Genomic DNA, 18,856 nt, shown 5'->3' with positions numbered 1-18,856 from the left:
GCGCCGGTTCGGCTATGGCTTGGCCGGCGGCTCTCAGCCGAAGCCGCGCTTGCGCAGGGCCAGGTACAGCATCGCGGCGCTCAGCGCGTCATTGAGCGCGTCGTGGCGCGGCAAGGCCGGCACCCCCAGCTCGCGGTGCAGCGCGTCCAGGCTGAGATCGATGTGGGAATCCGGGCGCTGGCGGAAGCGGTAGTCGTAATAGCGGGCTGAGAGTTCGATCTGCCGCTGCGGCAGGCCGATGCCCAGCCAGGGCTTCACGTACTTGTTGAGCACGGCGACGTCGTATTCCAGGTAGTAGCCCAGCAGCGGCCGCCCGCCGATGAAGGCCAGCAGCCTGAGAATCGCCTCGCCCGGGGGCAGGGCGTCGGCCAGGTCGCGGCGGCGCAGGCCGTGCACGGCGATATTGTCGGCGCTGGGAATGCTTTCCGGCCTGACCAGCAGGCACAGCGCCTCGCTGTGCAGGATGCGGTTGCCGCGCAGCTTGACCGCGCCTATCGACAGCAGCTCGGCTTCGGCCGCGTTCAGGCTGGTGGTCTCGCAGTCCAGGCTGACCATCTCGTCCGCAGGCTCGTCGAACAGCCCGCTCCAGGCCGGATCGCGCAGCCGCGCGCGCAGCCAGCGCCGCCGCAGCCGCTCCAGCATCAGAAGCTCCCCAGCCGGTAATGGTGGCGCAGCTGGGTCTTGAAGCGCTTCGCCACCGCCAGCGCGTCCTTGAGCAGATCGCGCTCCAGCGTGGACAGGGCTTCTGGTTCGATCAGGTTGTCGGGGGGCTCGCCGGCGTCCAGCCTCCGCAGGCCGCGCTCCAGCCGCAGCTGGGACAGGAAAGCCAGCGCCTCCAGGATGTCGTCGGCGAGCCCGGCTTCCAGCTTGCCCGCCGCCGCCAGCAATCTGGCGCGCTCCGCGCTGGAGGCGGCGTCGATGCCGTTTTCCAGCGCCAGCGCGCGCAGGCCGTGCACCAGGGGGAAGATGCCGCCCTTTTTCAGGTCCAGCAGCTCGCGGCCGCCGCTTTCCCGGGTGCGCAGCCGCGAGAAGGGGCCGAGCGGGGTGTCGAATTGGTCGATGGCGCGGGCGAAGCGGGAAAAGAAGCCGGCGTCGTCCTGCAGCCGCGCGCGCAAGTAGCCGCGGCAATCCGCCAGCAAGGCCTCGTCGCCGCATACGGATTCCGCGTCGCAGAAAATGGCCAGTTGCAGCATGCTGTCGCCGTCGGGGCGGGTCAGCCAATGGTGGATGCGGTCGCGCATGTCGCTGAGGGACAGGCGCCAATGCGGATTGCTGACCATCACGCCGCCGGGACAGGGCGGGTAGCCGAAGCGGGCGAGCGCGGCGGAGAACGCCTCGCAGCAGGCGGCGGCTTCCGGGAAGTCTTCGCCATTGGGCAGCAGCAGCGCGTTGTCCTGATCGGTCTTCAGCATCTGCTCGCCGCGGCCTTCCGATCCCATCACCAGCAGGCAGCTGCTTTCCGCCAGCCGCGCCGGCGCGATCATGCGCCAGGCGCGGGCGAACAGCCGGGCGTTCAGCGTCTGCACCAGCCGGCCCAATTGCGGAGGGCGCACGCCATGGCCGGACAGGATGCGGATCAGCCGGTCGATCTGTCCGGCGATGTCGGCCAATTCGTCCAGGTCGGCGGCGCGGTCCAGCCGCTGGGCGATCAGGTGGGAATGGTTGGAAAAATAGGACATCACGTCCACCTGGGCCAGGATGCCGACCGCCTGGCCCTCTTCAGTCACCACCAGCCGGCGCAGATTGCGTTGCGTCATCAGCAGCAGGGCGTCGAACAGGAATTCGTCCCGGTCGATGCACAACAGCGGGTAACTGCTGTGGCGGCCCACCGGCTCGCCGCTGTCGACGCCTTCCAAAATGACGTCGCGGCAGTCGGTGGTGGTGAAGATGCCCAGCCTTTCGCCGTCGCGGACCAGCACCGACTTGCTGCGCTGTTCCTTCATCGCGCGCGCGGCGTCGCGGATGCTGGCGGCGGCGTCGACGAAAACCGGCTGGCGGCAGCCGGCGTCGCGCACGGTGGCGGACAGCAGGGTCTGCAGTTCGCGGCTGCCGGCGCGCTGGGCGAGCAGGCCCATTTTTTCCGCGACGCTGGCGTAGAAATAGGCGCCGAAGCGCGGGTTGCTGTCGGTCAGCGCCAGCACCGCGTCGCGGGGCAGGGCCAGCAGCAGCGTTTCCTCCTCGGCGACGAAGCGGTTGGCCGCGCGGCCGGCCACCAGCGAGCGGGCGTCGAAGACGTCGTGGATGCGATAGCGGCCCAGCGTTTCGTCGTCGGCAAGCTCGGCCGCCACGCCTTTGACCACCATGTACAGCGCGTCCATCGGCTGGTCCGGGCCGACGATCTGGGCGTCGTCGGGAAAATAGACGATGTCGGCGCGGGCTTCCAGCGCGTCGCGTTCTGCGGGCGCGAGGGTGTCGAACGGCGGCTGGCTGAGATCGAAGCGGCTCATGGCGTATCCGTGCTGCGGGCGGTTCCCTTCAGCATAACGCCTATCGCCGCTTGGGTGTCAGGCGGCCGGTTTGTGGATCCGGCGCGGCTCGCCGTCGCGGAACAGGATCAGCTCGCCCGGCGACAGCGGGGTCCAGCGCTCGTTGTCGGTCAGCGGCTGGGTGGCGATCATCGCCACCTGGTCCCGCGGGGTGGTGACGGTGGCGAAGTCCACGCTGACGTCGTCGTCCACCAGGTGGGCGGTGTTGAACGGCGCGCGGCGGATGATGTAGTGCAGATGGGTGGAGCAGTGGACGAACAGCGACTGGCCGTTGCTCAGCATGAAATTGAACACGCCGCTGGCGCTGATCTCCGCGGCCAGCCTCGCCACCTCCTCGAACAGCGCGCTTTCCTCCGGAGGCTCCGCCCATTTGACGCGCAGCTTTTCCATCAGGTGGCAGAACGCGCGCTCGGAGTCGGTGGTGCCCACCGGGCGGTAGTGCTCGCCGAGGCCGGGGTTGAAGCTTTCCAGGTTGCCGTTGTGGGCGAAAATCCAGTACTGGCCCCACATCTCGCGCATGAAGGGATGGGTGTTGGCCAGGTTGATCTCGCCCTGGGTGGCTTTGCGGATGTGGGCGATGACGTTTTCGGACTTGATCGGGTAGCGGCGCACCAGATCGGCCACCGGCGATTCCACCGACGGTTTGTCGTCGAGGAAGACGCGGCAGCCCTTGTTCTCGAAGAAGGCGATGCCCCAGCCGTCTGCATGGTGGTCGGTGAGGCCTCCGCGGCGGTGGAAGCCTTCGAAGGAAAACAGGATATCGGTCGGGGTATTGCAATTCATGCCCAGCAGCTGGCACATCGGCTTGATTCCACTTCTTGAAACGGTTTGCGCGGCTCCGGCCTGGCTGCCGGGATGGTCTTGTAGCTGAGCTTAGGCGATCTTGCGGCCGCAGGCAATCGCCCTGCGATAGCCGATAGCAAAAGTTATGCAGGCATGACTGATCGATATAAGCGTCGAAGACGGAGCGGCTTCGGACTTGTATGCCGCGGAGCGCCGGGCGCGGTTTTGCCATGCCTGGGCGCGGATCGCCTGTTCACGCGGTGCGCCCGGCCAGCGCCGACGGAATGTCCCATGGCGGCAGCGGTCCGCCCAGCCGGTCCACCAGGAAGTCCAGCAGGCTGCGCAGCGCCAGCGGCAGCAGCCGTCGCGACGGGTAGAGCGCGTGTATGCCGAGGACGGTCGGCTGCCATTCCGGCAACAGCGCCACCAGTTCGCCGCGGCTGACGTGGTGCGCGGCCAGGTAGCTGGGCTGCATCGCGATGCCGGCGCCGGCCACCGCCGCGCTCAATAGCGCGCTGGCCTCGTTGCCGCTGATATTGCCGGAGACCCGCACTTTTCGTTCTTCGCCGCCGCGGCTCAGTTTCCATTCGTTGCGGCCGAAGTTGCTGTAGCTGAGGCAGCGGTGCCGCTCCAGGTCTTGCGGACTCTGCGGCGCGCCATGGCGGGCCAGGTAGGACGGCGCGGCCACCAGCAAGGAGCGGCAGTCGCACAGCCGTCTTCCCACCAGGCCCGGATCCGGCTCGTTGGTAATGCGGATGGCGAGGTCTATTCTTTCTTCAATCAGGTTGACGGCGCGATCGCCAAGCTGCAGGTCCACCCGCAGCTGGGGGTGGCGCTCGCCGAACTCCGCCACCGCGCCGCCCAGCACCGCCAGCCCGAACGAGGTGCTCGCCGCCACCCGAAGCAGGCCGCGCACCTGGCCGTCGCGCTGGCCGGCGTCGGCGCGCACTTCGTCGGCCAGCTCCAGCATCTGCCGGCAGCGGGCGAGGCAGGCGAGGCCGGCGTCGGTGAGGGTGACCTTGCGGGTGGAGCGCTGCAGCAGGCGGACGCCCAGCCATTGCTCCAGCTCCTCGACATAGCGGGTGACCATCGGACGGGACATGTCCAGCTTGTCGCCGGCGGCGGTGAAGCTGCCCAGCTGGGCAACCTCGGCGAAGACTTGCATGGCGGTGAGTCGGTCCATTTATTTGCACGATTTAAGAAATAATAACGTGCAGTTTAGCCGATTTATTGGATCGATTCTTGCGCTTATAGTGTGCGCATCATCACTGAAACGCAGTGCAACCCGCCGGCGGGCGCCGGCATTAGACCAAGGAGTCACCTTATGATCCGCCAAACCCTGATCGCCGCCGCTCTCGCCGCCGCCGGTTTCGCCCACGCGGGCGACCTGAAACTGTCGGTGTACAACGCCGACGGCAACAGCTTCAACGTTTCTTCCGTGCTGGTCACCGGCGACAAGGACGCCGTGCTGATCGACACCGGCTTCACCCGCGCCGACGCCTACCGCATCGCCGCCAAGGTGCTGGACAGCGGCAAGAATCTGAAGACCATCTACGTGAGCCAGGCCGATCCGGACTACTACTTCGGCGCTTCGGTGCTGAAGCAGATCTTCCCCAAGGCCGAGCTGGTGGCCGCGCCGGAAGTGCTGGCCCACATCAAGGGCAACGTGAAGGGCAAGGTAGCGTTCTGGGGCCCGAAGATGGGCGCCAACGCGCCGCAAGCCAAGCCGCTGCTGCCGACCGCGCTGAAGACTGACAAGATCATGCTGGAAGGCAAGGCGCTGGAGCTGCGAGACACCAAGGGCGTGATGGCGCACCGCGGCTATATGTGGATTCCGTCCATCCGCGCCATCGTCGGCAACGTGGGCATCTACTCCGGCATGCATGTATGGACCGCCGACACCCAGAACGACGCCGAACGCAAGGGCTGGTACAAGCAGCTGGACGACATGGAAGCGCTGAAACCGGAAGTGGTGGTGCCGGGCCACATGATCGCCGGCGACAAGATGGACGTGTCCGCCATCCGCTACACCCGCGACTATCTGAAGACTTTCGAAGCCAAGAACGCCGAAACCCGCAACAGCGGCGAGCTGATCGAGGCGATGAAGCAGGCCTACCCGAACGCGGCCGAAGTCTCCACGCTGGAACTGGGCGCGAAGGTGCGCAAGGGCGAGATGAAGTGGTAACGGGCATGAAACTGCATTACTTCTACGACCCGCTGTGCGGCTGGTGCTACGGCGCCTCCCCGCTGCTGCAGGCGGCGGCCGCGCTGCCCGGCGTCAGCGTCGAAATGCACGCCGGCGGCATGATAGACGAGGAAGAGGGCCGCGCGATCACCCCTGACTGGCGCGCCTACGTGATGCCGCACGACAAGCGCATCGCCCAGATGAGCGGCCAGCCTTTCGGCGACGCCTACTACGATGGCCTGCTGAACGACATCGGCGCGCCGCTGGCGTCCAACCCGCCGATCGCCGCGGTGCTGGCCGCCGCCAAGCTGGGCATCGCGCCGCTGGCGATGCTGGCCCGCATCCAGCGCGCCCATTACCAGGAAGGCCGGCGCATCGCCGAGTTCGCGGTGTTGAGCGAATTGGCGGTCGAACTGGGCGCGGACGCGGCATCCTTCCAGGCGGCCTGGCAGTCCGCTCGAGACGAGGCCGAGACGCACATCGACGACACACGCCGCCAGATGGGCCGTTTGGGCTTGCGAGGCTTCCCGTCCGTGGTGCTGGAGCAGGACGGCAAGCTGGAGCGGCTGGAGCTGTCCGGCTGGCTGGGCAAGCCGGCCGAACTGGCCGCCGCGCTGGCGGAGAAACTGCCCAAGCCGGCAGCGGCCGGCGACGACGCGCTGTTCTGCACGCCGGACAGCTGCCGCTGATTTGCCTTGCCGGCCAGACCGCCGTTCCCTTGGGAGCGGCGGTTTTTTCATGCGCGCGGCCATGCCGGCAGCGTCGTTCAAGCGGGCATCCAGGCCGGTTAAGGGCGAGGCGCGAGATCGGCGGCGATGGCCCGCAGCGTCTTGTGCGCCATCGCGCGCCTGCTTTCTCCCGGCGCGGCGCTTACCGGCAGATCCGGTGCGATGCCGGCGACTTCGTCGCTGCCGTCGGCGCGCAGCCTGACGCAATCGGGAATGCGGAAGCTCAGGCCGGAGTGCGGCAGAACCAGGGGCTGCATTTTGCTCATGAAGCCGCAGCCGTCGCCGCCGGTCCGCTGCCCCACTGTTTTGGCCAATCGGTTGTCCCGGCTGACGGCGGCGAACATCTCGGCGGCGGAATAGGTCTGGCTATTGGTCAGCAGATAGACCGGCCCTTGCCAGGCGCCCTGGCTGCCGAAGGACTGCGCGGGCCAGAACAGCGCTTCGGACACGATTTTCGAATAGCGGCCCGGCTCCAGGTGATCCACCGCGCCGGATGCGTAAGCGACCTGGACCAAGCGGCTGTGCGCCGCGCCGGGATCGAAGGCGCGCTGCTCGTGCCAGACCCAGCTCATGTCTACGGGCGGCGCTTGCCGCCATTGCGACGCCTGGGCGCGGAACGCATCGAGGAACGGCTGCAGGACGGCTTTATCTTCCGCCGTGGCTTCCGGCGGCAGGCCCGCGCTCAAGTTCTCTATCCATTCCCGCAGATAAGCCTCTCCTTGCGGCGAGCGCGCCAGCCATAACGGCGCGGAGCGGACCGGGCCGCTGCCCAGCAGGCGGGACATCGCGTCGCCGCTGTCGTTGCCCCCGGGGTTGTCGCCGATGTCGACGATCAACGCGCGGGCGCCGGCCGAACGCAGCTCGCGCAGGCGCTGGGCGGTTTCGCGGTACCAGGCGCGCATGACATCGGTGAAAAGCTTGTCCGGATCGAAGCGGCCGCCGCGTTCAAGCATCGCTTGCCACGCTTGCTGGCACAGCTGGGGATAGTTGCGGGGATTGAAGGACGGAATGCGCAGCAGCGCGAGTTTGCCGGCCGCTCCCAGATCGGCGATGCCGCTTCTCATCGGCAGGACAAGGCCATCAGCGGTCAGCCGCACGCCGGGCAGGGTTTCAAAAGGCAGCGAGAAGGCGGCGCCGCGGCCGTTGACATAGCCCTGCGAGGCGCAGCCGTCGAGCGCGTTGTCGCGCGACCCGTCCCGCTTCGGCGGTTCCGCCGCGGCTGAGGATGGCGCGTCGACCGGCGTGATCGAAGAGAAATGGCCATCGTGAAAACCGCTTTGAAAATCCAGGATGGCCTGCCTGGCTTCGGCGTTGCCGCGAGCCTGGGCCAGCATCGCTTGCGCCTGCCGGTCCAAGGCGGGGAGATTGACGCCGCTGCCGGGCGAAGCCATCCAGGCCAGGTGGGAGTAGCGTTTTTCCAGTTCCCGCTTCAGCAGCCGGTAATCCTGCAGCCAGGCCTGGCGGTCGAACACCGCGGCCGCTGTGGATGCGAGGCAGGATGGAGCGCTCAGGAGCAGGATGGCAGCGAGTTTGACGACAGAGATGGGCGGCATGGCGAGAGGGCGGGCGGAGCAAAACGGTTATCGTACGCGGAGCGCCTTGCGATGCCAATGTCGTTAATTTGTTTTTATAGTTCGCCCTAATGGATGGCCTGGCCATCATTGATATTTATTTGGAATTGATAACTTGAAAGATATTGTCCTCGACATATCATTAAATACCAATCAAATACCAATTAATCGCAATGAGGAGAGCGTCGATGCGCAGAACGACAGGCGGGGCAATCGCAATGGCTTTGTCGCTGGCTTTTGGCCAGCAGGCGCGGGCGGCCTGCCCTGATTGGGCCGAAGGCGCCAGCTACAAGGCGGGCGACGTGGTCGCCTACCAAAACGCCAATTACACCGCGCTGACCGCGCATACCGCCTATCCAGGCGCCAACTGGAATCCCGCCGCGACGCCGACGTTGTGGAAGGCGGGCGGCAGCTGTTCCGGCGGCGATCCCACCCCGCCGGCGCCGCCCAACCCTCCGACGCCGCCCAACCCTCCGACGCCGCCCAGTCCGCCGCCGGGCACGCCGGCACCGTTCGCCAAGCACGCGCTGGTCGGGTACTGGCACAATTTCGCCAATCCCAGCGGCGCGGCTTTCCCCTTGACGCAGGTTTCCGATGATTGGGACGTGATCGTGGTGGCTTTCGCCGACGACGCCGGCAACGGCAATGTCAGCTTCACGCTGGACCCGGCCGCGGGCAGCGCGGCGCAATTCATCCAGGACATCCGCGCCAAGCAGGCCAAGGGCAAGAAAGTGGTGTTGTCGCTGGGCGGCCAGAACGGGTCGGTGACGCTGAACAATGCCGCGCAGGCGCAGAACTTCGTCAACAGCCTGGCCGCCATCATCGGCCAGTACGGCTTCGACGGCATAGACCTGGATCTGGAAAGCGGCGTATCGGTGGGCGCGCCGATCATCAGCAATCTGGTCAGCGCGGTGAAGCAGCTGAAGGCCAAGATCGGACCGGGCTTCTATCTGTCGATGGCGCCCGAGCATCCGTACGTGCAGGGCGGCTATGTCGCCTACGGCGGCAACTGGGGCGCCTACCTGCCCATCATCGATGGGCTGCGCGACGATCTCTCGGTGATTCACGTCCAGTATTACAACAACGGCGGGCTGTACACGCCGTACTCCACCGGCGCGTTGCCGGAGGGCTCGGTGGATATGCTGGTCGGCGGCAGCAAAATGCTGATCGAGGGCTTCCCGCTCGGCAACGGCGCGTCCGGCAGCTTCAAGGGGTTGCGGCCGGACCAGGTGGCCTTCGGCGTGCCGTCCGGACGCAGCTCGGCCAATTCCGGTTTCGTCACGCCGGACACCGTGGCGAAGGCATTGAGCTGCCTGACCGCGCTGCAAGGCTGCGGCGGCGTGCTGCCGGCGCAGGCTTATCCAACCTTCCGCGGCGCGATGACCTGGTCGATCAACTGGGACCGCCATGACGGCTACAACTTCTCCAAGCCGGTGGCGGCCAGCTTGCGCCAGCTGCCTGTCGCGGCGGCGAGCAAGAAAAAAGCCGTCCGCGCGACGCGGACGGCCTGGTGAGCCTGAGCCGGGTGGCCGTCGCTTAGGCGGCGGTCATCTGGTAGCCGCTGATCTGGGCGCCGGATACCAGCATGTTCAGATATTCGTGCATCGCCTGGTTGAAGGCCATGTCGGTCAGGTAGTGCTGCAGGCGTTCCTTGACTTCGTCGAAGCCGATCTTGCCGCCTTCGGCGCGCTCGTTCACCTGGATGATGTGGTAGCCGAACTGGGTTTCCACCAGGTGCGGAGTGATCTGGCCGGCTTCGGTGCTGAATACGGCTTGTTCGAATTCCGGCACCATCTGGCCGCGGCCGAATTGGCCGAGGCTGCCGCCTTGCTTGCCGGACGGGCAGGTGGAGTGTTCCTGAGCCAGCGCGGCGAAGCGCGACGGGCTGGCTTGCACTTCCGCCAGGATGCCTTCGGCCTTGGCCTTGATCAGGCTGGCTTCCAAGCCTTCGCCCTTGGGCAGCAGGATGTGGCTGGCCACGGCGCTGTCGCCGGCGGAGAAGCGCTCCGGATAGCGCTCGTAGAATTCGCGGCAGCTGGCTTCGTCGATCGGCTGCACTTCCAGTTTCTGGTCCAGCAGCGCCTGGATGGCTTGCTGCTCGTCGGAGACGTCCAGGCCTTCGCTCTTGGCCTGCTGCACCAGCAGGGTGTGAAGGACCAGCTGCTGGATCGCGGTATCGCGCGGGCTGGGGGTATCCGCGTAGTGTTCCAGTTGCGAAGCGATCATGTCTTCGCTGATTTCGACGCCATTGACGATGATGGTCATGTGAGTTTCCTGTGAGGGAGCGGCCATGTCATGGCGTTTCCGATGGGGCTGCCGGCGGCAGCCGTGACAAGGGCAGGGCGGGCCTGCTTCGGTTGAGCGCGAAGTTAAGCGCGGCGGGGGGCGCTGTCAAGCAAAACGGGGACGGCATGCCGTCCCCGTAACGCGCGCTGCGCGGGCTTACTGCTGGATCTGGGCCTTGGCCTTCAGATCGGCGACGTACTTCTCGATGCGGCCGCCCATCACGCGCTGGGTCAGCTGCGGACGGATTTCCTCAAGCTGCGGCACGTTGCGCTGGGTGCGCACGTCGTCCAGCTTGATCACGTGCCAGCCGTACTCGGTCTTCACCGGCTTGGCGGTCACCTCGCCCTTGGCGAGCTTGCTCATCGCCTCGGAGAACGGCGCGACGAAGGTGCCGGCTTCCTGCCAGCCTAGATCGCCGCCATTGGCCTTGCTGCCCGGGTCCTGCGATTTTTCCTTGGCCAGCTTGTCGAAGGACTTGCCCTTCTTCAGCGCGTCGATGACGGACTTGGCTTCAGCCTCGCTCTTCACCAGGATGTGGCGGGCGTGGAACTGCTTGGTTTCCGGAACCGAGGCTACCAGTTTGTCGTATTCGGCCTTCAGGTCGGCGTCGCTGACCGGGTTGGCTTTCTCGTAGTCCTTGATCAGGCGGTTGGCCAGCGCCATCGATTGCATGTTCTGCAGTTCGGCGGTGAATTCCGGCGACTTGTCCAGACCCTTCTTCACGGCTTCCTGGCGCAGCACTTCGGCGGTCACCAGTTGGTCCTTGATCTGGTCGCGGGCTTGCGGGTTCACGTTTTGGCCCTGGGCTTCCATCATCTTGGCCACGGCGTCGACGCGGGCGTCGGAGATTTGCTGGCCGTTGACGGTCGGGCCGGCCACGGCGATGGCGCTGCCGGCGAAGGCGGCGGCCAGGGCGGTTTGCAGCAGGAGTTTACGCATGTTGTTCTATTCCCGGATAAGGTGGATTTACTGAATCTTGCTCTTGGCGCGCAGATCTTCCACGGCCTTGGCAATGGCTTCTTCCTGCAATTGGCGGGCGATCTGCGGCTTGACGGCGTCCAGCGGCGGGATCTGGGCATTGCGGATGTCGGCTACCTTGAACACGTGCCAGCCCAGTTGCGACTGGTAAGGCGCGCTGCTGACCTGGCCCTTGGGAATGGCCTTCAGCGCTTCGGCCAGCTTGGGCTCCATGCGGGACAGGTTGCCCCAGTTCATGTCGCCGCCGCTTTGCTTGGCGTTGGGGTCGATGGAGCGGGTCTTGACCAGCTCGTCGAACTTGGCGCCCTTCTTCAGCTGGGCGATCACCTTCTGCGCGTCGGCTTCGCTGCCGAGCGTGATCTGGTAGGCGTGGACTTCCTTGCTGCCGGCAACCTGGGCAGCCATTTCGTCGTAGCGGGCCTTGATCTGGGCATCGCCGACGTTGGCTTTTTCGGCGATGTCGGCGAACAGCGAATCGCGCAGCAGTTCGGCGCGCGCTTCATCCATGCGCTTGACGAAAGCCGGCTGCTTGTCCAGGCCGCGGCGGGAGGCTTCCTGGAGGATCAGTTGGCGGCTGACCAGCGAATTCTTCAACTGCTCGCGCAGTTCCGGGCTGTCCTGCACCTTGCCGCCATTGCTTTGCACCACATTGGCGACCGCGGCGTCCAGTTCGGACTTATCGATGGAAACGCCGTTGACCACGGCGATCGACTCCGCGGCGACCGGCAGGCTGATCGAGGCTGCCAGCGTCAGGGCGGCGATACGGGAAAGTTTCATATTGTCCCTTTGGTAGAAATTCAGAGTTCTTCTGGTGTCAGGGCGCGGATGGCCAGCGCGTGAACGCGCCCGTCCATCAGTTCGCCCAGGGTCTGGTAGATCAGCCGGTGCCGCGCCACGCGGTTGAGGCCGGCGAAGCGCGCGCTGACGATGGTCAGCGTGTAGTGGCCGCCGCCGCTCTTGGCGCCGGCGTGGCCGGCATGCAGCGCGCTGTCGTCCTGGATGTCCAGATGCTCGGGCTCCAGGGCCCGCAACGCGGTTTCCAGCAGTTCAACGGTGCCGCTCATGCGGGGAAGACCTGCACGAAGGGCTGGACGTCGACGCTGGCGTAGACGCCGCCGCCCTGGTAAGGGTCGGCCGCGGCCCAGGCGCGCGCCTCTTCCAGCGACGCGAACTCGGCCACCACCAGGCTGCCGCAGTAGCCGGCGGGGCCGGGATCGGCGCTGTCGATGGCGGGCAGCGGGCCGGACAGTTTCATCCGGCCCTGGTCCTGCAGCGCGGCCAGCCGCGCGCGGTGCTCGGCGCGCAGCGCGATGCGGCGCTCTAGGCTGCCGGGATGGTCGCGCGCGATGATGGCGTACAGCATTATTTCTTTTCCTCGATGTACTTGGCCAGGAACAGGCTTTGGGCGATCACGAACAGCAGCATCAATCCCATGCCGCCGAACAGTTTGAAATTCACCCAGACGTCCTCGCTGAAGTGGTAGGCGACGAACAGGTTCAGCGCGCCCATGAAGGCGAAGAAGCCGCCCCAGGCCCAGGTGAGCTTGCGCCACACGGGATCGGGCATCTCGATCTGCTTGCCCATCATCAGGCGCAGGCCGTTCTTGCCGGCGAATTCGCTGATCAGCAGGCCGGCGCCCATCACCCAGTACAGCACGGTGGGTTTCCACATGATGAAGTGCTTGTCGTGCAGCAGCAGGGTGGCGCCGCCCAGCACCACGATTAGCCCCAGGCTGATCCATTGCATGGTGTCAACCTTGCGGTGCTTGAACCAGGCCCAGGCCACCATCGCCGCCGTGGCGGCGATGGCCACGCCGGTGGCGAGGAACATGTCGCGCGTCAGCCAGTAGGCGCCGAAAAACAGCAGGACGGGAAGGAGATCGGTAAAAAATTTCATGCGGGTGATTATGGGGGCTGGCGCGGCCAGATTCAAGCCGCGCCGGGGTTTGCGAAGGGATTAACGGTTAGTTTGTTTGACCACGCTGAGCGCGCTCGCCACCAGTCCGCCGACGTCGGCGACGTTGCTCGGCATGATGATGGTATTGTTTTCCTTGGCCAATTTGCCGAAGGCGGCGATGTATTGCTCGGCCACTTTCAGATTGACGGCCTCGATGCCGCCCTCGGTGCGGACCGCGCCGGCGATGCGGTTGATCGCGTCGGCTGTTGCGTCGGCCACCAGCCGGATGGCCTCGGCCTCGCCCATCGCCTGGTTGATCGCCGCCTGCTTGTTGCCTTCGGAGTTGTTGATGGTGGCCTGCATCTCGCCCTGGGATTTCTGGATCGCCGCTTCGCGCGCGCCGGTGGCCAGGTTGATCTGCTCCACCTTCACGCCCTCGGACTGGGCGATGCGGGCGCGTTTCTCCCGTTCGGCCGTGATCTGGGCCTGCATCGCGTGCAGGATGTCCTGCGGCGGCACCAGGTCCTTGATCTCGTAGCGCAGCACCTTGACGCCCCAGTTGATCGCCGCCTCGTCCAGCGAGGCCACCACGGTGCGGTTGATGTCGTCTCGCTCCTCGAAGGTCTTGTCCAGCTCCAGCTTGCCGATCACCGAGCGCAGCGTGGTCTGCGACAGCTGGGTGATGGCGATGATGAAATTGCTGGTGCCGTAGGAGGCGAGCTTGGCGTCGGTCACCTGGAAGTAGAGGATGCCGTCTACCTTGAGCTGGGTGTTGTCGCGGGTGATGCAGATCTGGCTGGGCACGTCCAGCGGGATCTCCTTCAGGCTGTGCTTGTAGGCGATGCGGTCGATGAAGGGCGTGATGATGTTCAGGCCCGGCGTCAGGGTGGCGTGGTAGCGGCCCAGGCGTTCGACGATGTAGGCGTGCTGCTGCGGCACCACCGCCAGCGATTTGAAAATGAAGATGACGACGGCCACGAATAGGATCAGGACGATTTCCATGGATTTTTCTCTTTATTGCGGTTGTTGTGACGAGATCTTGAACTGATTGCCTTCGCGGCCGGAGATGTAACCGGTCCCGCCGGCGTCCAGCCTGCTGTCCAGCAGCACGGCGTCCCATTCGGCGCCGCGGTAGTGGATGCGGGCATGGCCCGGGGTGGTCAGCGCGCGGATTTCCACCTGCTGGCCCCAGTCGGGATCGTCCTGCGGCGGGGGCGGAGGCATCAGGCTGCGCCTGCGGCGATAGATCAGCAGCAGTCCGACGGCGCCGCTGACGCTGGCGATCAGCCATTGCCACGGCTCCGGCGCGCCCAGCCAGGCGGCGAGGCCGCCGCAGGCCAAAGCCAGCGCCACCATCAGCAGATAGAAGGTGCCCGACACGAATTCGGCGATCAGCGCGACCAGCGCGCAGCCGAACCAGAAGGTGAGTTGCGACATGAAATCCTCAGGGGGCGATCATCACGGTTATTGTCCGGCCATTTCTTGCGAATGACAACGGGGTCGCCAGCGGGGCCGGCGGCGCGGACAAGGCTCAGACGTGGTCGCGGTCCGGCAGGAAATGGGACAGGTGGATGGCGTCTTCGCTGCCCAGCCAGCATTTTCTGACATACAGCCACAGGCCGGCGACGATCAGCGGCGAAAGCAGGAGCAGGGTGGTCATGGCCGTTCCCTCCGGATGGGTTCCCGCTTTCAGTTTAGACCGCGAATGCGCCGTCGGCGGTGCCGGATTGCGACCTCCGGGTTTACAATGCCCGCCCGTCTCAGACAGCAGGATGCGTTGAATGTTCCAGTTGCAAGAAAAGGCCCAGGCCGAGGTGGAAATCCGCAAGAGCCGCTTCATCGGCATCGTGCTGCCGGTGGCCAGCCGCGACGAGGCACTGCGCGAGCTGGCGGGCATCCGCGCGCGCTGGCCGGATGCCCGCCACTACTGCGCGGTGCTGCTGTGCGCCGGCGATTCCATGCTGGACGACGACGGCGAGCCGTCGGGCACCGCGGCCAAGCCGATGTACAACGTATTGCGGCACAAGGACATCGCTAATGTGCTGGCGGTGGTGGTGCGTTACTTCGGCGGCATCAAACTGGGTGCGGGCGGCCTGGTCAGGGCCTACACTCAAGCTGTCAATGCCGCGCTGGCCGAGGCTGTCCTGACGCCGCTGAGCCGAACCTGCCTGCGGCGGCTGGGGGTGGACTTCTCCGGCGAGGCCCGTTTGCGGCACGCATGCCAGGAAACGGGTCTGACGGTGGTGGATCAGCAATACGCCGACAGGGTCTGGCTCATGGTGGAGCTGCCCGAAGCGGATGCGGACGCGCGGCTGGCCGAGTTGGCCGACCGCATGGCCGGGGCCCTGGAGGTGGCGGCGCCGGACAGCTGAGAATGTAACGAAACGGGAGGCGCAGATGACGAAGCAGAAACAGTACCGCCTGGTGACGCGCAGCGATTTCGATGGACTGGTGTGCGCGGTATTGCTCAACGAGCTTAAGCTGATCCGGGAGGTGATGTTTGCCCACCCCAAGGACATGCAGGACGGCAAGGTGGAAATCACCGGCGACGACATCACCACCAACCTGCCATACGTCGCCAAGGCGCATCTGGTCTTCGACCACCATCTATCCGAGACGCTGCGCAACGCCACCGATGTCGACAACTACGTGATCGATCCGCGCGCGCCGTCGGCGGCGCGGGTGGTGTACAACCATTACGGCGGCAAGAAGGCGTTTCCCGGCATCAGCGACGAAATGATGGCGGCGGTGGACAAGGCGGATTCGGCCCAGTTCACCATAGACGAAATCCTGAACCCCAAGGATTGGGTGCTGCTCAACTACCTGATGGACGCCCGCACCGGCCTTGGCCGCTTTCGGGAATTCAAAGTCAGCAATTTCCAGCTGATGATGGATCTGATCGGCTACTGCCGCAATCACGGCATTGATGAAATCCTGCAACTGCCCGACGTGCAGGAGAGGGTGGCGCTGTACCGCCAGTACGAGACGCTGGCCAAGGAGCAGATTCGCCGCTGTTCGCGGGTGCACGGCAATGTGGTGGTGTTGAACCTGTTGCACGAGGAAACCATCTACCCGACCAACCGCTTCATGATTTACGCGCTGTTTCCCGACTGCAACATCTCCATCCACCAGATGTGGGGGCTGAACAAGCAGAACACCGTGTTCGCGGTGGGCAAGTCCATCGTCAACCGCACTTCGCGCACCAATATCGGCGCGCTGCTGCTGCAATATGGCGGCGGCGGCCATGAGGCCGCAGGCACCTGCCAGGTGGGGCACGATCAGTCCGAGGATGTGCTGGACGAGCTGATCGCGCGCATCCGCGGCCACGGCTAGGGCGACGAGCGGCGGGCGAACGCTCGCCGGCCGCGGTTAATTACAAGGTTCGCAGCAGCGCCAGCGCCTGATGCAGGTCGCCGCAGACGGCCAGCGCCTGCGCGCGCTGCGCTGCCGATGGCTCGATCAGGTCCGGCACCAGGATCACTCTGGAGCCGGCGGCGACGCCCGCCTGCATGCCGTACGGCGAATCCTCCAGCACGATGCAGCGCGCCGGGGCGGCGTCCAGCAGCGCGGCGGCGGCCAGGTAAATGTCCGGCTCCGGTTTGGTGCGCGCCACTTCGTCGCCGGCGATGGTGTGCCGGAAGTAGCGGGCCAGTCCGCTGCGCGCCAGTTTGACGTCGGCGACCGCGCGGCGGGTGGAGGTGGCCACCGCGCGCGGAATGCCCTGGCTTTCGGCCCAGTCCAGCAGCTCGACGATGCCGGGCTTGAGCGGAATCTCTTCGTGCTTCAGCATGCGGCGGTAGCCGGCGCGGCTGGTCTGCTGCAGCCGCGCGGCCAATTCCTCGTCGGCCAGGTATTCCGCGATGTAGCGGGTGCAGCGGGCTTCGGACAAGCCCACCATGCCCATCAGCATCGCGTCGTCTATCGGTATGCCCAGCTCGGCGCCGGCGCGGCGGGTGGCCGCGCAAGACAGCGTCTCGGTATCCAGCATCAGGCCGTCCATGTCGAACAGCAGGGCGTCGAAACTACGGTTCATTCCCTCTCCTTTCCACCCGAAACTATCGCTTTCCCCGGCTGCCGGCAAGGGCGATGACTCTGGTATAGTGTTCTGGGTCAAGCGCAAGGCGAAGGAGGCGAGGGTGAGGTCGGTACTGATAGCGAATCCCAAGGGCGGCAGCGGCAAGTCGACGCTGGCCACCAATCTGGCGGCCTATTACGCAGCCAGTGGCAAGAAGGTGATGTTGGGGGATGTGGACCGCCAGCAGACCTCCTTGCACTGGCTGGCCCGGCGCGATCATGCGCTGCCCGGCATATCCGGCTGGGAAGTGGCCGCCAACGAGCCCAAACGCCCGCCGCGCGGCACCGAGGTGGTGGTGCTGGACAGCCCGGCCAGCCTGCACGGCAAGAAACTGACCTCGTTGCTGTCGCAGGTGGGGCATGTGATCGTGCCGATCCAGCCGTCGCCGTTCGACGCGTGGGCCAGCGAGGCCTTTTTCGAGCAGATGCTGGAGGAGAAGTCCATCCGCAAGAACAAGGCCTACATGGCGGTGGTGGGCATGCGGGTGGATTCGCGCACCCGTTCCGCACGCGAACTGGAACAGTTCCTGGCGCGGCACGACGTGCCGGTGCTCAGCTGGCTGCGTGACACCCAGCTTTACGTGCAGGCGGCCTCGGCAGGGATGTCCTTGTTCGATCTGCCGGCTTCGCGTACCGAACGGGACCGCGAAGCCTGGTTGCCGATACTGCGCTGGCTGGGGGAGGATCCGGCGGCGTGGTGCGACAAGTAGCGAAAATTTTTACGTGCAGACTCTTGACGTCGAGATTCAATGCGCGTAGCTTTGTTTCGTAACTGCGTGCGAGCCGAAGACAGGCGTCGCAGGGGTAGCTGCAAATGGGAGCCTATACGGCTCCCGTCTTTGTTTGGGGCCCCTGTTTTTTTCATCCAAACCTGTTTTTGTGGGAGCACACGCATGATCAAGACCGAACTCAACTACGGCGACGTATACCTGGTGCCGAAGAAAACCGTGGTGGACAGCCGCAAGGAGTGCGACACCTCCGTGCAGTTCGGCCCGCGCCGCTTCGCGATGCCGGTCTACCCGTCCAATATGAAGTCGGTGGTTTCGGCCGAGACCTGCGAGCTGTTCGCCCGCGAAGGCTGGTTCTACACGCTGCACCGCTTCAACGTCGACGCGGTGGCCTTCACCCGCTACATGCAGGAGCAGGGCCTGTTCGCATCGATCAGCGTCGGCGTCAACGACGACACTTACGAGCAGCTGGACGCGCTGAAAGCCGCCGGCCTGAGCCCCGAATACATGACGCTCGACATCGCCAACGCCTGGTGCGTGAAGGCGGAGCGCATGATCAAGCACATCAAGCAACATTTCCCGAATACCTTCCTGATCGGCGGCAACGTCGCCACCGCCGAAGCGGCGCGCGACCTCGAAGCCTGGGGGTGCGACGCGATCAAGGCCGGCATCGCCGGCGGCCGCGTCTGCATCACCAAGAACAAGACCGGCTTCCACCGCCCGATGGTATCCACCGTGCGCGATTGCGTGGCGGCGGTGAAGATCCCGGTGATCGCCGACGGCGGCATCGTCGAGCATGGGGACATCGCCAAGGCGCTGGTCTGCGGCGCGACCATGGTGATGGCCGGCTCGCTGTTCGCCGGCTACGACGAATCGGCGGGCGACATCGTCGAAATCGCCGGCAAGCATTACAAGGAATACTTCGGCAGCGCCTCGCAGTTCAACAAGGGCGCCTATGTCAACGTCGAAGGCAAGAAGATCCTGGTCGAGTACAAGGGCAGCATGGGCAAGCTGCTGCGCGAACTGCAGGAAGACCTGCAGTCCTCGGTCAGCTACGCGGGCGGCACCACGCTGGCCGCGCTGCGCGACGTGGAGATGATCCAGGTCTATCGCTGAGCCGGCATCTGAAGCGACAAACGGC

Annotated in this window: 22 protein-coding genes; 7 read left to right on the top strand and 15 right to left on the bottom strand. The window is 65.5% G+C overall.

Annotated elements, in window-relative coordinates; translation table 11 throughout:
- Positions 1–33 precede the first annotated feature (33 nt).
- The 4 genes from ACY3GB_RS05150 to ACY3GB_RS05135 form a co-directional block, all read right to left on the bottom strand.
- A complete protein-coding gene (locus tag ACY3GB_RS05150) occupies positions 34–642 on the bottom strand; it encodes a 3'-5' exonuclease (protein ID WP_463087811.1) in 609 nt (202 codons plus the stop codon).
- Positions 642–2,447, bottom strand: coding sequence for a putative nucleotidyltransferase substrate binding domain-containing protein (locus ACY3GB_RS05145; RefSeq protein ID WP_463087810.1), 1,806 nt, complete (start codon positions 2,445–2,447; stop codon positions 642–644). The genes ACY3GB_RS05150 and ACY3GB_RS05145 overlap by 1 nt, the downstream gene beginning before the upstream one ends.
- A 57-nt stretch (positions 2,448–2,504) precedes the next feature.
- Positions 2,505–3,287 carry a class II glutamine amidotransferase gene (locus ACY3GB_RS05140; RefSeq protein WP_463087809.1) on the bottom strand — a complete coding sequence of 261 codons (783 nt, stop codon included), beginning with the start codon at positions 3,285–3,287 and terminating at the stop codon, positions 2,505–2,507.
- 235 nt (positions 3,288–3,522) lie between these two features.
- The gene (locus ACY3GB_RS05135; protein WP_463087808.1) at positions 3,523–4,452 is read right to left on the bottom strand and encodes a LysR family transcriptional regulator; all 930 of its coding nucleotides are present in this window, start codon (positions 4,450–4,452) and stop codon (positions 3,523–3,525) included.
- A 141-nt stretch (positions 4,453–4,593) separates the two neighbouring features.
- On the opposite strand from ACY3GB_RS05135, the gene ACY3GB_RS05130 reads away from it, so the two are divergent.
- Both ACY3GB_RS05130 and ACY3GB_RS05125 read left to right on the top strand, forming a co-directional pair.
- Entirely contained in the window at positions 4,594–5,454 is an 861-nt protein-coding gene (locus ACY3GB_RS05130) for an MBL fold metallo-hydrolase (protein ID WP_114063357.1), read from the top strand.
- 5 nt (positions 5,455–5,459) lie between these two features.
- On the top strand, positions 5,460–6,143 hold the full coding sequence (locus ACY3GB_RS05125) for a DsbA family protein (RefSeq protein ID WP_463087807.1): 684 nt from the start codon (positions 5,460–5,462) through the stop codon (positions 6,141–6,143).
- 98 nt (positions 6,144–6,241) lie between these two features.
- Here the strand turns inward: ACY3GB_RS05125 and ACY3GB_RS05120 are convergent, their stop codons facing one another.
- On the bottom strand, positions 6,242–7,735 hold the full coding sequence (locus ACY3GB_RS05120; RefSeq protein ID WP_463087806.1) for a S41 family peptidase: 1,494 nt from the start codon (positions 7,733–7,735) through the stop codon (positions 6,242–6,244).
- Positions 7,736–7,941: 206 nt separating this feature from the next.
- Between ACY3GB_RS05120 and ACY3GB_RS05115 the strand changes: the two genes are divergently transcribed.
- Positions 7,942–9,267 (top strand): chitinase, encoded by a 1,326-nt coding sequence (locus ACY3GB_RS05115; RefSeq protein ID WP_463087805.1) that lies wholly within the window; start codon positions 7,942–7,944, stop codon positions 9,265–9,267.
- Positions 9,268–9,289: 22 nt separating this feature from the next.
- Here the strand turns inward: ACY3GB_RS05115 and ACY3GB_RS05110 are convergent, their stop codons facing one another.
- The 9 genes from ACY3GB_RS05110 to ACY3GB_RS05070 form a co-directional block, all read right to left on the bottom strand.
- Positions 9,290–10,018 carry a peptidylprolyl isomerase gene (locus ACY3GB_RS05110; protein WP_463087804.1) on the bottom strand — a complete coding sequence of 243 codons (729 nt, stop codon included), beginning with the start codon at positions 10,016–10,018 and terminating at the stop codon, positions 9,290–9,292.
- 177 nt (positions 10,019–10,195) lie between these two features.
- A complete protein-coding gene (locus ACY3GB_RS05105; protein WP_463087803.1) occupies positions 10,196–10,978 on the bottom strand; it encodes a peptidylprolyl isomerase in 783 nt (260 codons plus the stop codon).
- A gap of 27 nt (positions 10,979–11,005) precedes the next feature.
- The gene (locus tag ACY3GB_RS05100; RefSeq protein ID WP_463087802.1) at positions 11,006–11,794 is read right to left on the bottom strand and encodes a peptidylprolyl isomerase; all 789 of its coding nucleotides are present in this window, start codon (positions 11,792–11,794) and stop codon (positions 11,006–11,008) included.
- Between the two features lie 20 nt (positions 11,795–11,814).
- Positions 11,815–12,081: a BolA family protein gene (locus tag ACY3GB_RS05095; protein ID WP_463087801.1), complete on the bottom strand. Its 267-nt coding sequence runs from the start codon at positions 12,079–12,081 to the stop codon at positions 11,815–11,817.
- Complete coding sequence (locus ACY3GB_RS05090) at positions 12,078–12,380, bottom strand: YciI family protein (protein ID WP_021477589.1); 303 nt, start codon at positions 12,378–12,380, stop codon at positions 12,078–12,080. The genes ACY3GB_RS05095 and ACY3GB_RS05090 overlap by 4 nt, the downstream gene beginning before the upstream one ends.
- Positions 12,380–12,913 carry a septation protein A gene (locus tag ACY3GB_RS05085; protein WP_231153539.1) on the bottom strand — a complete coding sequence of 178 codons (534 nt, stop codon included), beginning with the start codon at positions 12,911–12,913 and terminating at the stop codon, positions 12,380–12,382. Before ACY3GB_RS05085 ends, ACY3GB_RS05090 begins: the two co-directional genes overlap by 1 nt.
- Positions 12,914–12,973: 60 nt before the next feature.
- Positions 12,974–13,915, bottom strand: a complete 942-nt coding sequence (locus tag ACY3GB_RS05080) for an SPFH domain-containing protein (RefSeq protein WP_463087800.1) — start codon at positions 13,913–13,915, stop codon at positions 12,974–12,976.
- A gap of 12 nt (positions 13,916–13,927) precedes the next feature.
- Positions 13,928–14,350, bottom strand: a complete 423-nt coding sequence (locus tag ACY3GB_RS05075) for an NfeD family protein (RefSeq protein WP_076227204.1) — start codon at positions 14,348–14,350, stop codon at positions 13,928–13,930.
- A 94-nt stretch (positions 14,351–14,444) separates the two neighbouring features.
- Positions 14,445–14,573, bottom strand: coding sequence for a hypothetical protein (locus ACY3GB_RS05070; protein ID WP_463087799.1), 129 nt, complete (start codon positions 14,571–14,573; stop codon positions 14,445–14,447).
- 121 nt (positions 14,574–14,694) lie between these two features.
- Here ACY3GB_RS05070 and ACY3GB_RS05065 point away from each other — a divergent pair, with 121 nt between their 5' ends.
- Positions 14,695–15,285 (top strand): IMPACT family protein, encoded by a 591-nt coding sequence (locus tag ACY3GB_RS05065; protein WP_463087798.1) that lies wholly within the window; start codon positions 14,695–14,697, stop codon positions 15,283–15,285.
- A gap of 25 nt (positions 15,286–15,310) precedes the next feature.
- Positions 15,311–16,246: an exopolyphosphatase gene (locus ACY3GB_RS05060; RefSeq protein ID WP_463087797.1), complete on the top strand. Its 936-nt coding sequence runs from the start codon at positions 15,311–15,313 to the stop codon at positions 16,244–16,246.
- 40 nt (positions 16,247–16,286) lie between these two features.
- On the opposite strand, the gene ACY3GB_RS05055 is transcribed toward ACY3GB_RS05060, so the two are convergent.
- Positions 16,287–16,946 (bottom strand): HAD family hydrolase, encoded by a 660-nt coding sequence (locus ACY3GB_RS05055; protein ID WP_463087796.1) that lies wholly within the window; start codon positions 16,944–16,946, stop codon positions 16,287–16,289.
- Between the two features lie 103 nt (positions 16,947–17,049).
- On the opposite strand from ACY3GB_RS05055, the gene ACY3GB_RS05050 reads away from it, so the two are divergent.
- Positions 17,050–17,697 carry a nucleotide-binding protein gene (locus ACY3GB_RS05050; RefSeq protein WP_463087795.1) on the top strand — a complete coding sequence of 216 codons (648 nt, stop codon included), beginning with the start codon at positions 17,050–17,052 and terminating at the stop codon, positions 17,695–17,697.
- 183 nt (positions 17,698–17,880) lie between these two features.
- Positions 17,881–18,831, top strand: a complete 951-nt coding sequence (locus ACY3GB_RS05045) for a GMP reductase (RefSeq protein ID WP_463087794.1) — start codon at positions 17,881–17,883, stop codon at positions 18,829–18,831.
- Positions 18,832–18,856: the final 25 nt, after the last annotated feature.

Source organism: Chromobacterium sp. Ag138 (assembly GCF_055181315.1).
The sequence above is the reverse complement of the archived record's forward strand: the minus strand, read 5'-3'. Positions and strand labels throughout refer to the sequence as shown.

Excerpts from the sequence above, each read along its gene's own strand:
- ACY3GB_RS05150 (WP_463087811.1), bottom strand. The coding sequence starts at position 642 with ATGCTGGAGCGGCTGCGGCGGCGCTGGCTGCGCGCGCGGCTGCGCGAT.
- ACY3GB_RS05145 (WP_463087810.1), bottom strand. The coding sequence starts at position 2,447 with ATGAGCCGCTTCGATCTCAGCCAGCCGCCGTTCGACACCCTCGCGCCC.
- ACY3GB_RS05140 (WP_463087809.1), bottom strand. The coding sequence starts at position 3,287 with ATGTGCCAGCTGCTGGGCATGAATTGCAATACCCCGACCGATATCCTG.
- ACY3GB_RS05135 (WP_463087808.1), bottom strand. The coding sequence starts at position 4,452 with ATGGACCGACTCACCGCCATGCAAGTCTTCGCCGAGGTTGCCCAGCTG.
- ACY3GB_RS05130 (WP_114063357.1), top strand. The coding sequence starts at position 4,594 with ATGATCCGCCAAACCCTGATCGCCGCCGCTCTCGCCGCCGCCGGTTTC.
- ACY3GB_RS05125 (WP_463087807.1), top strand. The coding sequence starts at position 5,460 with ATGAAACTGCATTACTTCTACGACCCGCTGTGCGGCTGGTGCTACGGC.
- ACY3GB_RS05120 (WP_463087806.1), bottom strand. The coding sequence starts at position 7,735 with ATGCCGCCCATCTCTGTCGTCAAACTCGCTGCCATCCTGCTCCTGAGC.
- ACY3GB_RS05115 (WP_463087805.1), top strand. The coding sequence starts at position 7,942 with ATGCGCAGAACGACAGGCGGGGCAATCGCAATGGCTTTGTCGCTGGCT.
- ACY3GB_RS05110 (WP_463087804.1), bottom strand. The coding sequence starts at position 10,018 with ATGACCATCATCGTCAATGGCGTCGAAATCAGCGAAGACATGATCGCT.
- ACY3GB_RS05105 (WP_463087803.1), bottom strand. The coding sequence starts at position 10,978 with ATGCGTAAACTCCTGCTGCAAACCGCCCTGGCCGCCGCCTTCGCCGGC.
- ACY3GB_RS05100 (WP_463087802.1), bottom strand. The coding sequence starts at position 11,794 with ATGAAACTTTCCCGTATCGCCGCCCTGACGCTGGCAGCCTCGATCAGC.
- ACY3GB_RS05095 (WP_463087801.1), bottom strand. The coding sequence starts at position 12,081 with ATGAGCGGCACCGTTGAACTGCTGGAAACCGCGTTGCGGGCCCTGGAG.
- ACY3GB_RS05090 (WP_021477589.1), bottom strand. The coding sequence starts at position 12,380 with ATGCTGTACGCCATCATCGCGCGCGACCATCCCGGCAGCCTAGAGCGC.
- ACY3GB_RS05085 (WP_231153539.1), bottom strand. The coding sequence starts at position 12,913 with ATGAAATTTTTTACCGATCTCCTTCCCGTCCTGCTGTTTTTCGGCGCC.
- ACY3GB_RS05080 (WP_463087800.1), bottom strand. The coding sequence starts at position 13,915 with ATGGAAATCGTCCTGATCCTATTCGTGGCCGTCGTCATCTTCATTTTC.
- ACY3GB_RS05075 (WP_076227204.1), bottom strand. The coding sequence starts at position 14,350 with ATGTCGCAACTCACCTTCTGGTTCGGCTGCGCGCTGGTCGCGCTGATC.
- ACY3GB_RS05070 (WP_463087799.1), bottom strand. The coding sequence starts at position 14,573 with ATGACCACCCTGCTCCTGCTTTCGCCGCTGATCGTCGCCGGCCTGTGG.
- ACY3GB_RS05065 (WP_463087798.1), top strand. The coding sequence starts at position 14,695 with ATGTTCCAGTTGCAAGAAAAGGCCCAGGCCGAGGTGGAAATCCGCAAG.
- ACY3GB_RS05060 (WP_463087797.1), top strand. The coding sequence starts at position 15,311 with ATGACGAAGCAGAAACAGTACCGCCTGGTGACGCGCAGCGATTTCGAT.
- ACY3GB_RS05055 (WP_463087796.1), bottom strand. The coding sequence starts at position 16,946 with ATGAACCGTAGTTTCGACGCCCTGCTGTTCGACATGGACGGCCTGATG.
- ACY3GB_RS05045 (WP_463087794.1), top strand. The coding sequence starts at position 17,881 with ATGATCAAGACCGAACTCAACTACGGCGACGTATACCTGGTGCCGAAG.